Origin of the sequence: Candidatus Chordibacter forsetii, from assembly GCF_964187505.1 — a bacterium.
GTDB classification, from domain to species: Bacteria; Verrucomicrobiota; Verrucomicrobiia; order Opitutales; family Seribacteraceae; genus Chordibacter; species Chordibacter forsetii.
Genome location: NZ_CAXLML010000158.1, coordinates 1 through 12,753 on the forward strand (window position 1 = coordinate 1; position 12,753 = coordinate 12,753).

The following is a 12,753-nucleotide window of genomic DNA, read 5'->3' on the forward strand; positions in this document are numbered from 1 at the left end:
CCAAGGGTAATTTGCTGGCCCGTGTAAACATTGGCAGGGGCTTGTGGGCTTTGGATAAGCTCGGGCTTAAAATATTTGAGGACCTGTTCGCTTAATTGATTGGCGGTAATTTCACCCGGGGCAATGCCGGCATTTAAAGCATAGGGCACGGAGGCAAAGGGCCGATGGGGGCTCAACTCCTCAAAGGCGGCCACCCCATCGCTAAACCATACCCGCAAGTGAACACCGGAATAGGTTTTAAAAAGGGATGGATCAATCGCCCCCATCCCAGTGATGGCAGTGTTGCCCAGCAAGATAGAGTAGTACCCACCATTAACTGGGGTACTGACAAAACCACTGGGCTCAGAACCGGAGGTACTGGTACTATCGTGACTCCAATAGGTGGTATCCCCGGCCGCATTGACGAAGGCAAACTTGAACTGTCCAGTCCCCTGGTATGGTTGCCCGCCAGAAGCGACCTGACCGGCATAGCTTACAAAAGGGGGGGCGGCTTGGGCGTAAGTACCCGCCAGGCAAAAGATAAAAAGGGGAATAAATTTATATCGTTTCATAATCGGTAGGGAAAAGTGGGTGCAGTTCAGCATGATTATTTCTGATTACTGGGGCGTAGCTGAGTATATTAAAGAGGGTGCTAAATGTTCCTTCAATAATCCAAGTACAACCAAAGATCAAACACAAGCAAATAGTACATATATTTAAACATCATATGGACATAAAAATGTGTAATAAAAACCTGACACGATTTAAGAACAAACTCAGTTAAAGAGGTCTTTGATTGGCGATTTTGGCTAATCGCAAGGACGGAATTAAACCCTGCTTTTATTTTTCTCTTAAAAAAAGTGGGGCGACAGACCGGATTCGAACCGGCGACCCCCGGCACCACAAGCCGGTGCTCTAACCAACTGAGCTACTATCGCCACAAAAGAAAGTCATAAATTACGAATTCATTCAGAATCGTCAATGGGAAAGCATGATGCTCAAAATTGATCCATCCTTGTTGACCGAATCCACGGACTGAGACATAAATAATTCTTTTTTTATTTCGTTATGCTCCAAGCTGGAATCCTAGGTTTGCCCAATGTGGGCAAAAGCACATTGTTTAACGCCCTGACCAAGACCCGCAAGGCGGAGGCAGCCAACTATCCATTCTGTACCATCGATCCAAATGTCGGTGTAGTCCAGGTGCCCGATACACGGCTCGAACCACTTGCCAAACTGGTTAATACATCCAGCCTGATCCCCGCGGCGATTGAGATGGTGGATATTGCCGGATTGGTAGCCGGTGCAAGTAAGGGAGAGGGATTGGGGAACAAATTTCTGGCAAATGTACGGGAGGTCGATGCCCTCGTCCATGTGGTCCGTTGTTTCGAGGATGAGGACATCATCCACAATATGGGAAGGGTGGACCCGGTTGCAGATGCGGAGATAATTATGACCGAACTCATTCTTGCCGATGCAGATTCTGTGAACAGTCAGCATCAAAAGACCCAGAAAAAAGCCAGGGGCAATGATAAGGATGCTGCCACCAGTGTAGCCCTGCTCGAACGTTTAATCCCCCATTTAGACGAGGGAAAACCCGCCAATCTTTTACCAATGGACGAGGAGGAAAAGGAACGTTTGAAAACTTTTCACCTACTTAGTTCAAAGCCGATGCTCTATGCATGTAATTTAAAGGAGGAAGAAATTGCCGATCCCACAAGCAACGGACGATTTGTGGCCTTTCAGGAATGGGCGGCCTCGCAACAGGATGCTGCATGTTGTGCAATATCGGCAAAGATGGAAGAGGAACTATCCGAATTGGCAGACGACGAGGCCCTGGAATATTTGGACGCTATGGGCGTGCAGGATTCGGGCGTTACCTCTTTAATCCAAGGAACTTATGAATTACTCGGATTGGCAAGTTTTTTAACTGCTGGAGAAATGGAAGCCCGGGCATGGACTTTTCGTAAGGGTATGACCGCACCGCAATGTGCTGGAGTGATTCATACAGACTTTGAAAAAAAATTCATCAAAGCAGAGGTGGTATCCTACGATGATTTAATTGCCACGGGAAGTATGTCTGCCGCCAGAGATGCGGGAAAGTTAAGGCTGGAGGGTAAGGAGTATGTTTTTGCCGATGGGGATGTTGTCCTCTTCAAATGTAATGCCTAAAACCTGCCTTCTTCGGGTTGCCTGTGCCCCACCCTTTTATATTCTGTAATTCTACATGTCTGCAATAACTCATCCCCTTAATTGGAGATCCGCACTTTTGCTTGCGGGTACAGCCATGCTATTTTCTTCCTGCGGGGAGGATCCAGAGGTGCGTTCTTACACTGCTGCCAATCATTATGAGGGCCCCGTGGTGTCCTGGGAGTTACCCGAGCAGTGGGGAGAAAACCCTGGGATGTCAGGAATAATGGCCGGTTCCTTTCATGTAAAAACTTCCCTGGGGCCAAGGGGGCGTATTGGAGTGATGCCTTTTCGGGAATCTGTGGAAACTACCCAGATCGTAAATATGTTTGCCCGTGAACTCGGCCATCCTGATTACAACAATTCGAGCGTGCAACCATTGGTAGCCCGTCAAAAACTAGGCGATCGATCTTTTGAAGTTATCCGTCTCGAGGACATGAGTGGGGAGGAAGAACCCCCAAGAACTGCCCTGCTCGCACTTTACAGGCACAATGCCCAGACTTGGTTATTTCCCTTTATTGCCGACCGTGCATTGATCGATGAGGAGTTGGACAATTTTTACAGCTTCTTACAATCCACCACCCTGCGGGCAGGAAAGGAACCGGTACGGGCAATTGCCCCCAGTCTGCCCCCAGCCCAAGCTACCAGCTCCGGACACCAACCAACCTGGGAAGCACCAAAACATTGGGATCGCAAGCCATCCACCCAAATGCGTGTGGGCAACTACTCCGTAAGCAACAAGGCGGGCGAAGCCCTCGATTTTTCAATCACTTCCTTTCCCGGTGAGGTGGGGGGCATTCTTGCCAATGTAAACCGGTGGCTCGGGCAAGTGGGCATGAGCCCAACGGATGAGCAGGGACTTTCCCAATACCTAAGCGATCGTATGATTGATGAAAAACCGGCCAAATTAGTGCTGGCAGAATCAGAGGAACAAGCCCTTTATGCAGCCATTCTTTTCCACAAGGGGAGGTCGTGGTTTTTAAAATTAATGGGAGATGTCAATTTAGCCCAAACAGAAAAGGAAAACTTTCTCGGTTTGATCGATTCTTTCTGCCTGGGAGACCATTAAAATATTTACCTCTTTTTTCCATTCGATGCCTGAAAAACCAAAAAAATCAATATCCTCACTGAGTGAGCGTAGAAAGCGTTTTGCCTGGTTGATCCCATTTGCCAATTTACGCATCACCCTGACGCTGCTCAGTTTCTCGATGATTCTAATCTTTGTGGCCACATTGGAACAGGTACGCATTGGCATACGCGGTGCCCAGGCTGAGTTTTTTGAATCGATGTATGGAATTTGGCATTACCCCGAACAGTTCTGGGGAGGAGACCTCCTTAACCCATTACCCATTCCCATACCTGGTGGATACCTTCTGGGTGGTTTGCTCATCCTCAATTTGCTCGCCGCTTTTATTACCCGTTTTCAATGGACAGGAAAAAAGATGGGCATTCAATTCATCCACCTGGGAATCATCATGCTTTTAGTCGGGCAACTTGCCACCCAGGCAATGCAGGAAGAATCCCGCATGCAAATAAACAAGGGGGAATCGAAAAATTACCTCGAACGTTTTCATGGGGTGGAACTTGCCTTTATCGATGTGACAGATGCCCAGACCGAACGGGTGGTCGCCCTGCCCGAAGCCTTACTGGAACGAGGCGGCCTGCACTATGCAGAAGGTTTACCCTTTAAAGTACGGGTGTTGGACTTTGGTCCAAATTGCGAATTTAATTCCCTGCCCCCAGCCAACAAAGCAAAGGGCCCGACAGCGGGTGTGAATCGTGGAGTTATTCAATCGGCAAATTTGGAAATCCGTCCAAAGCCGGAGGATTTTAGCAGTGAGGGAATGAACTTTGGGTATGTGGTTTTTGAATTGCTCGATGGAGCAGAAAGTATGGGCACATGGGCAGCCATTTCGCACCCTGCGGGCAATCATTGGTGGGCCCAGATAAATCCAAAAATGGGAGATCTTGCTTTTCAACCAATCCGTACAAACGGTCGTTTATGGGGGGTGACCTTACGTCCGGAAAGAGAGTACCTGCCCTACTCCATTGAGTTGATTGGGATAGCCAATGAATTTTATCAGGGCACGGACATTCCTTTTAATTTCGAAAGCGAAATTGTATTGGATATGGAAAAAAACCAAAGTAGGCGGGCATTAGTATATATGAACACCCCGCTGCGCCATGAAGGCAAAACTTTTTACCAGTACCAAATGAACAAATCAGCGGACTATACCGTTTTTCAAGTGGTACGCAATCCGAGCTGGTTGGTTCCCTACATTGCATGTGTACTGGTATCGATCGGTCTGCTCTGGCAATTCAGTTTTCATTTGGTGCGCTTTCTCAATAAAAATTCCGGTGCCAACCGGGCAACTGTATGAAGGAAAAGAAAAAATCCACCCGTTTACGCATCCTAAGCTGGTCGCTTGTTCTTTGCGGACTATATTTTGTATTCCTTCCAAACAAATATACCAGTTCCTCGTTTTTTGATTTTTTCAAAGGGGAACCAGTCGGGGTTGAAGATTCAATAAACCTCGATGCTTTTTCGCGAATTCCAGTATTGCGGGGCGGACGGGTAAAACCAATCGACAGTGTGGCCCGCAATACTTTGCTCGTATTGCGCAATAAACGAACCGCACTTGATAGCAATGGGACAAAGGTACCAGCGATTAAATGGTTGGCTGACTTGTTATTTACTCCGGAACGGGCAGATGCCCACAAGACTTTCCTGATTGATCATGACCAAGTGCTTGGACTGATTGGTAAAAAACTGGCAAGCGATGGAAAGTATTTTTCCTACCTCGAACTCGAACCTTTTGTGGAGGAAATTGAAAAGAGTGCTCAAGATGCCAGTAAGTTGGAAAGAGAAGAACGCAATTATTTCCATCAAAATATTATCGAGCTTTATCATGGGCTCGTGCTCTACCGGAATTTAAAAACCACCCTGGCTCCCCCCCCTCATGCCCCCTCCTCTGCGGTGCATGACCATAGCCGCCTATCTCCCCTCTTTTACAATGCGGAGACGGATAGCGGACGCAGTGATGAATACAAGCGCTTCCGCAAACTGACGGCTGACTTGGCAAACAACCCAGACAAGGTACGAATGGGAAACAAGGAGGCGATGGGTCCGTTGATGTATTTCATCGATTATTATGCCCGATATAATTTATATGCAGAATTCTTCCCCCTTCCACCCGAATTGGGAGAGAGCGGCGGGAAATGGCGTAAGATTGGAGAGTCCCTCGTGGGCACAGAACCATTGGAATCCAAGGAAAAAGCAAAGATTGATCCGGCTCGCTTCATTTCCACGGTCCAGGCACTGGTAGCCAGCTCAGATGCAGACCTCCCCGATCAAATTAAAAGCATCAGGCAGAATCTGAAAATGGATCCTAGTGCCCTTTTTGCCGCTCAGTATGCAGAGGCCATCAAATTAAGAAAAGGAATCGATCCAATTATCGGAAACTATGAGCAATTAGAAAATGCTTACCAGACTGGAGATGCCCAAACCTTTAATGAGTCAGTCGAAAAGATCCGCGCAGAAATAAGCAAACGGGCAGAGGCAGATATATCCACAATTGCATTTGAAAAGACTTACAATGGATACGAACCGTTTTACCGAAGCTCCATCGGCTATTTATGGATTTTTCTCATAGCCTGTGTATCCTGGCTGATCTCGGCTTACTTAAAACCTGGACAAGCACAAAGTGGCGCTGCCAAGGCCTTATTGAATTGTGCATACCTGCTCACCGGCTTGGTATTAATTGCCCATACTTTTGGCTTGGTTGGCAGGATGTATATCGAGGGGCGCCCCCCGGTGACCAACCTCTATTCCTCCGCCCTGTTTATCAGTTGGGGAGCGGTAGTATTATGTTTTTTGACCGAGAAATTCTTAAGGCTTGGTATTGCATCGGCCATGGGATCGCTGATCGGGTTTGGTGGATTGGTGGTTGCACACAACCTGAGCATCGATTCCTCACTCAATCCATCCGGTGACACCATGGAAATGATGCGAGCAGTACTCGATTCTAACTTCTGGCTCGCCACTCATGTGGTTACCATAACCATTGGATATTCCACTACCTTTCTCGCTGGATTCCTCGGAATTGCCTATGTATTTTCCATGCTTTTCAGAAAGCTCACACGATCGAAGAACAAGGGAAAGGACTTAGACCGCACTCTGGTGTCGATGATTTTTGGGATTACCTGTTTTTCCTTATTTTTTAGCCTGGTAGGCACGGTGCTTGGAGGAATCTGGGCAGATCAGTCATGGGGAAGATTCTGGGGCTGGGATGCCAAGGAAAATGGAGCTTTGTTGATTGTTATCTGGAACGCAATCATCCTCCATGCAAGATGGGCAGGCATTGCCAAGGTCCGTGGTCTTTCTGCTCTGGCGATTTTTGGAAATGTGGTAACCGCATGGTCTTATTTTGGGACCAATATGTTGGGTGTGGGGCTACACTCCTATGGATTTATGGACAAAGCATTTGTGCCTCTGATGGCTTTTATCGGATCGCAATTGGCAATTATCGGACTGGCCTACCTTCCTGCCCTCTTCTCATTGTTTTTCAAAGCCAGCCCCAAGACTGCTTAGATCGAGTACCGGCCAATTTTCTCAGAACTGAGGAATCAATGTTCAATGCCTAGGTGCTTCGCTTTTTTTCTGACCGTGCGCCATTGCTTCTCCCAAATCGAGTATAAATCGTCGCATTTCTCAAGGTAGGAATTCTTTTGTTCAGTTGTTAAATTGCCTGCTTCATGGGCAGAACGGATGATTCCCCTCAGAGATAAGTCTTTTCGTGGATGTATAACATGGGGTGGTTGTTTTTCCCGAATCATTAAGTATTTCTTTTGTTCAAAATTTTCGAGCAGTTCCTGGTTGGCAAGTTCAAGATACTGTTCGATCCGGGAACCAAAGTCCTGATCGTAGGTACGAAATTCTTCATAGCGGTCAGCACTGGTAAAGAAACCATCCGACTGCATAGGTTTACAACCCACATAAAAAAAAGTGATTAAAAAAAGGAGATAACTTACAATCGAATTCCTCACAGTATAAGACTTGGATGAAACAGGGACGGGAGCGATTTCAATCGCTCAAAATCTCAATTTCTTTGGGCTCGTCGGGGTGTACGATCGATTGCCGACCGAACGGTTTTAAAAACTTCATCAATGGAGCGTCCAAAACAACAGGGGAACGGAACAGGCTGGTCGGCAAGGCCGCGTTCTTTTCGGGCATATTCTTTAAATTCTACAGCCAAGAGTTTTTTCCCAGTAAATTCAACAATTTGAAAATCCTGAATTTCATGGTGGGCAAAAGATTGGTGACGGAACCAACCTCGCAAGGAATACCCATTCCGATCGATCTTTAAACGCGACCATTCAAATATTTGATCCAGTAAACTAAGCACACTTACCAAGGTCATAAAGATTGTACCCGCCCAACTAAACAAGGCACCAAAATACCCGACAAAGGAAAAAAAGATCGCGAGCACAAAAAGAAACAGAGTGAAACATGCCTGCCTCCACCAAACAGGTTTAATAACAATGACCTTGTCCGAAGAAAGCTTATTCAAACGACTATTCCCCCAGAGCGATCATACGAGTGGATGGTCAAAGCGGACGGAGTGTAGGAAAGAGAATGGTGTCGCGAATATTGGCCGCCTTGGTCAGAAAAATGACAAGCCGATCGATCCCCATACCCATACCACCAGCCGGGGGCATTCCGTGTTCCAATGCGAGTAAAAAATCGTCGTCCAATTCCTGAGTCTCTTCGCCGACCTGTTTAAGAAAAGCCTCCCTCTGTAAACCAGGATCATTTTGTTCGGAATAAGCAGGGGCAATCTCCTGGCCGTTTATACAAAGTTCAAACACATCAATGGTTGAAGGATCGGACTGAGTAATTTTGGCAAGTGGGCAAAGTTCCCTGGGAATGTGAGTAACAAAAGTGGGTTGAACCAAGGTGTGCTCGATTATTTTTTCGAACACATCGTTGGTGACCTCAAAATCTTCCATCTCAGGATCGACTTCGATTCCAAGTTGTTTGGTTTTTTGCAGTTTTTCAGATTTAGGAAGATCAAACCAATCCTCCCGACCGACCGCATCTATAATTAAATCTTTATACTTTGCTTCGCGCCATTCCCCAGAAAGGTCGATCACCTCGCCATCCGGGCGTTCCATCTGCAAATTACCCAATGCTCGCTGGGCGACTTGTTGGATTAGAGAACGGGTAAGCTCCATCATACCACGGTAATCGGAGTAAGCTTGATAGGCCTCGAGCATGGTAAACTCAGGATTGTGCCTACGGGAAAGTCCCTCATTACGAAAAACCCGGCCGACCTCAAAGACGCGATCAAACCCGCCCACTAACATACGCTTTAGATGGAGCTCCAAAGCAATACGCATGTTAAAATCGCAATCAAGGGCATTAAAATGAGTGCGGAACGGACGGGCCGCAGCACCTCCGGAAACCGACTGTAACATCGGAGTTTCGACCTCAATAAAATCCCGCGACCACATAAATTCGCGAATTTCTCGAATAATCTGGCTGCGGGTTTGAAAGCGTTGGCGTGACTCATCGTTTACCACGAGATCGAGGTAACGTTGGCGGTATATCTGATCGTTATCACTTAGCCCATGCCATTTTTCAGGCAATGGACGAAGGGCCTTAGTCACCAAACGGTATTCCTTTGCCCGAACCGTGACTTCTCCTGTTTTGGTACGGAAGAGCGGTCCACGTACTCCGATAAAATCTCCTAAGTCCAATTTTTTAAAAGTGGCGTACTCATCGTCTCCAATTTCATCCCGGCGGACATATGCCTGTATTTTACCCTCGCGATCGAGCAGTTTCAAAAAGGCCGCCTTTCCCATTAGGCGAAAGGCAACAATTCTACCAGCCACTGAGACCTCAGGTCCTAACTCCTCTTCTTCACCAAGCATTCCTACCGCCTGTTTGGAAGCATGAGTTTGTTCCCAGTTTGCTTGAAAAGGATCTTTTCCGGATTCGCGCAATACATCCAATTTTGCTTGGCGTACCGCCACTTGATCGCTTCCGTCCAATACCTCTTGGTCGGTAGGGTTTTTCTTTACCTGGTCGCTCATTTTAAAGTGTTAGACTATGACGGCCACACCCTCAAGTGACAATGGAAATTCCCTAAAGGTGGAAATAGGTTGGTACTCAGGTGGGAACTTTTGCTAAAACCGGACGAAACCCAAGGTTACGAAAACGGTGGTTCAGGGAATTGGTTGATCGTGAGGCAGACTCACATTCGGAGGCAGGTTTCATATACGCCCCACCCCGGCTTATTCGAAATTCATCCTGTTCGGAATCATTGAGTAAGGTATTAACGAAAGAATTCCCCACCCATTCCCGGACATTGCCATAAACATCGAAAAGCCCCCATGGATTTGGTTTTTTTAAACCGACTGGGTGCAACCTCTTTTGACTGTTCCCACGGAACCATCCGTGATCCTGCAGTTTATCTGCCTGAGCCCCAAAGTAATAATCTGAAAGTGTGCCAGCCCGGCATGCATATTCCCACTCCACCTCCGTGGGCAGCCTAAACTCATAGTTTTCTGGAAGTTTGCCTTCTCCCTTACTCAAAATGGTTAGTGCCTTACAAAAGGAAACAGCATCAAGCCAGGAAACATTATTTACCGGCAGGTTGTTGAAGTCCCCACTAATCGAAGAATCATAATAACTTGGATTACTTCCCATTACCTTGTTATAGAGTCCTTGGGTAACTAAAAATCTCGCCATCCAGAATCCATTTTTTACCCGAACGGTTTTACTTTCATCGGAATAGGGAACCTTGAGCGAAATCTCTCCTCCTGGAATCCAGGAAAAATCTCCAGCACTTGCATCCTTATACAAATCGCCAGCACTATGGGAAGACTCTTTCTCAAGATTAACCTCAACCTTTACCGCAAATGGATGCCTAGTCGAACCAGCACTCTTGGATGGTTGTGCTTCAGGTTCTTGAATTTTTTTAATTAAAACCTGTTTCCTCCCAGATAGCTTAGAGCGTGGGATTGCTTCAGGTTTTGAGGTATTGGACCTTAAAAGTTGGCGCTCTCTGGATTTCTCCCAAAAATCCCAAAGTATTTTCCCGTGATCCACCACTTCTTCTCCATTATCAACCAGTTCAGATTGAAAAGAAACAGGAGCATCCATTTTTTCAAAAATGGCTTCCAATGCTTTATCTTTCCAATTGGCATCCTGCAGAAAAACCGATTGGAACTGTTGAAGGCATAATGCAAGTCCAGCCGGCAAAGTGGTTTCTTCCACATAAACGGTAAGAATTTCCTTATTTTCACTTAGTGCATAACCAACCTCACTTTTGACATAACGGGAATCAACCGATCTTGGAGAAATAAAAACCAAGAACAAAGAAGATGCTTTGATTGCATGGGCAATTTCCTCCACCCATTCGCCCGCTGGTTTGATTCCTTCATCGTACCAGATATTCGCCCCTCTTTCGTTAAGTTTTCGCATAGCATTAAAGACCATGACCTTGTCAGCATGGGCATAACTGACAAAAGTGTATGGACCTTCGCCCGAATAAGCGTCAAAGGGGGGAGAAATCCCAAGTGCTTGCGAGGATGACTGCATAAGGGGGATCCGTTAGTAACCTTTTCTTTGCAGAATATAAACCGGGTAAGCACCAAAATCTTTGGCTAACTCAAGGTTTCCAGCGTATTCAAAATCAAACTCTCCGTAACGATAAGATACAAGAGCAGCAACGGTTTCCGATACGAAAACAGAGCCTGGAAGAACAATAGGTTCTATTCGGGCGGCCTGATTAACATGACGCCCAAAGAAATTTCTCTTTTTTAAAAGAGGGTCAAACTCTTCGTAAACCGGTCCGGCATGCATCGATATACGTACATCCAAATTCCCACTTCCTGAAAGTTCTGGCCAATTTCCATTTCCAAAAAAATCACGCATATTCATCGCCAATTTTAATGCGTCATTCAAATCATCAAAGACGGCAAAAAAACTGTCTCCCCAACTATTCACAAATTCGGGCTTACAGTTTAATTCCTTGATCATATTGGCGACACCTCCATGAAAAACCTCCACAAACTGAGCGGTTAATTCTTCATTTACCCGGGTGAACGATTCAACATCCGCAAAGAGCATAGTCTTAACAGAACGTAGAGCGGTTACGGTATCACCAAAACTTTTAACGAAGATCGGCTTGGTATCTCCTTTGGGAATAGGGGGCTCATCTATTTGATCAAGCAACGCCAAGACATCATTTGAATTGATAATCTGGGGCTCTTGAAAAGTATCTTTCCAGGAATTCGCCACTTCTGATGTCCCCCCCTCCTGACCTTTCTTACCATCCCAGAACAAAAGTAAATCGGGCACCTCATCCAATCCGCGACTGCGCATAGCTGCGAAACCAAGCATAACATCATTACAAAAGGAGAATAATCCATCATCTCCGTAGTACCCCTCGTTAGTTACATAGTGTACCGAAGTGGCGTCGTCCAAAACTTTTTCAAACCGCGCCACCCAATCCCCACCACCCCGAGCCACACTGGTTTGAATAAACTCGTCCTTTGCAAATGGGAGAAACACATGAGTTTCTCCACCACGCTCGGCCATAGCCTCCAAGAAAATAATATCAGTTCCACAGGCCGCGGAACTGTAGCCACAAGTCGCACCTAAAAAATCGAGTTTTTCCTCAATCTTAGCCCGCACGATTTGTTCAGCCTCTTGGGGAAATCTGCGACTCTTGCCTGGAGTATCGATTAAATGACCAGAACAGGCAATGATTCCTAAAGTTGGAAAAGCTTGGGTAATTTTTTGACGAATATTTTCGTCCTCATAAAGCGAACTGATTTGTAGGGCCTGCTTACGAGTACTGGCGATATAGGATGGTTTAGCGTCAGTTAAATCTACCGCCAATGCGTAAGCGTCAAGGGCCTCATCTATATTCCCAAGTAAAAGAAAGGCTTCGGCCTGAGTCGCCCTGACCCAGTAATTGTCTTCATCCTTTTCAAGGATTTTTAAACACATTTTACCGGCCGTTGCGGCATATTCGCGGGCCTTTTCGTAGTTCATGCAAACGAAATTCATGAAGGCAATATTTATGCAAGGATAATAAAGGTTGTCTGCATCCCCTCCATTAGGATCCATTGACTTTTTCCCTAAGTATGCCTGTTCGTATCGAGCGATTGCCAAGTCAGCATACTCTTGCTTCTTTGAGGAATTATTCGTGTTCTCACAAAGGTCTTTATAAGCACTGGCAAGCAAGCTCTGTGTCTCCACATCATTAACCCCTGAAGATACAAGTTCTTCGAGGATTAAAGTAGCAGTTAAAGGGGAACCAGCCTTACAAAGTGCATGAGCTGCCCGCTGAGCTAAGGATTTGTGATTTGGATGAAGTTTTAACCCTGCCCTTGCCACATCATGGGCGAGCAAAAATTCACCCACTTGCACCATTCTCTCACACAGTTTAAGAAAAGCTTCAGGATTAGCACGATCACGATCAAAGAGACGCCATTCTCGTCGAAGACTTACTGAATTCCTCTTTGCTAACTGAGACATAATCTCAATTGCTAGAGGTTTCTCGTTAGGAA

9 protein-coding genes, 1 tRNA gene and 1 pseudogene are annotated in these 12,753 nt (G+C 46.3%); 4 read left to right on the top strand and 7 right to left on the bottom strand.

Annotated features, from left to right (window positions below; translation table 11 throughout):
- Together ACKPQ4_RS06640 and ACKPQ4_RS06645 are read right to left on the bottom strand one after the other, a co-directional pair.
- Positions 1–551, bottom strand: a pseudogene (locus ACKPQ4_RS06640) (hypothetical protein); the annotation flags it as partial.
- A 289-nt stretch (positions 552–840) separates the two neighbouring features.
- Positions 841–917 (bottom strand) — tRNA-His (locus ACKPQ4_RS06645).
- 130 nt (positions 918–1,047) lie between these two features.
- Here ACKPQ4_RS06645 and ychF point away from each other — a divergent pair.
- Genes ychF through ACKPQ4_RS06665 form a run of 4 tightly spaced genes read left to right on the top strand, consistent with a single transcriptional unit; the run spans position 1,048 to position 6,760 of the window.
- Positions 1,048–2,151 (top strand): redox-regulated ATPase YchF, encoded by a 1,104-nt coding sequence (gene ychF / locus ACKPQ4_RS06650; protein WP_407680411.1) that lies wholly within the window; start codon positions 1,048–1,050, stop codon positions 2,149–2,151.
- A 55-nt stretch (positions 2,152–2,206) separates the two neighbouring features.
- The gene (locus ACKPQ4_RS06655; RefSeq protein ID WP_407680412.1) at positions 2,207–3,238 is read left to right on the top strand and encodes a hypothetical protein; all 1,032 of its coding nucleotides are present in this window, start codon (positions 2,207–2,209) and stop codon (positions 3,236–3,238) included.
- 25 nt (positions 3,239–3,263) lie between these two features.
- A complete protein-coding gene (locus ACKPQ4_RS06660) occupies positions 3,264–4,550 on the top strand; it encodes a hypothetical protein (protein ID WP_407680413.1) in 1,287 nt (428 codons plus the stop codon).
- A complete protein-coding gene (locus ACKPQ4_RS06665; protein ID WP_407680414.1) occupies positions 4,547–6,760 on the top strand; it encodes a cytochrome c biogenesis protein in 2,214 nt (737 codons plus the stop codon). Before ACKPQ4_RS06660 ends, ACKPQ4_RS06665 begins: the two co-directional genes overlap by 4 nt.
- A 35-nt stretch (positions 6,761–6,795) precedes the next feature.
- Here ACKPQ4_RS06665 and ACKPQ4_RS06670 read toward each other — a convergent pair whose 3' ends face one another.
- The 5 genes from ACKPQ4_RS06670 to ACKPQ4_RS06690 form a co-directional block, all read right to left on the bottom strand.
- Positions 6,796–7,164 (bottom strand): hypothetical protein, encoded by a 369-nt coding sequence (locus ACKPQ4_RS06670; protein ID WP_407680415.1) that lies wholly within the window; start codon positions 7,162–7,164, stop codon positions 6,796–6,798.
- 104 nt (positions 7,165–7,268) lie between these two features.
- Positions 7,269–7,739 (bottom strand): DUF443 domain-containing protein, encoded by a 471-nt coding sequence (locus ACKPQ4_RS06675; protein ID WP_407680416.1) that lies wholly within the window; start codon positions 7,737–7,739, stop codon positions 7,269–7,271.
- A gap of 37 nt (positions 7,740–7,776) precedes the next feature.
- Positions 7,777–9,264, bottom strand: coding sequence for a lysine--tRNA ligase (gene lysS, locus ACKPQ4_RS06680; RefSeq protein WP_407680417.1), 1,488 nt, complete (start codon positions 9,262–9,264; stop codon positions 7,777–7,779).
- 76 nt (positions 9,265–9,340) lie between these two features.
- Positions 9,341–10,774, bottom strand: a complete 1,434-nt coding sequence (locus ACKPQ4_RS06685) for an SUMF1/EgtB/PvdO family nonheme iron enzyme (RefSeq protein ID WP_407680418.1) — start codon at positions 10,772–10,774, stop codon at positions 9,341–9,343.
- Between the two features lie 12 nt (positions 10,775–10,786).
- Positions 10,787–12,721 carry an adenylate/guanylate cyclase domain-containing protein gene (locus ACKPQ4_RS06690; RefSeq protein ID WP_407680419.1) on the bottom strand — a complete coding sequence of 645 codons (1,935 nt, stop codon included), beginning with the start codon at positions 12,719–12,721 and terminating at the stop codon, positions 10,787–10,789.
- Positions 12,722–12,753 lie beyond the last annotated feature (32 nt).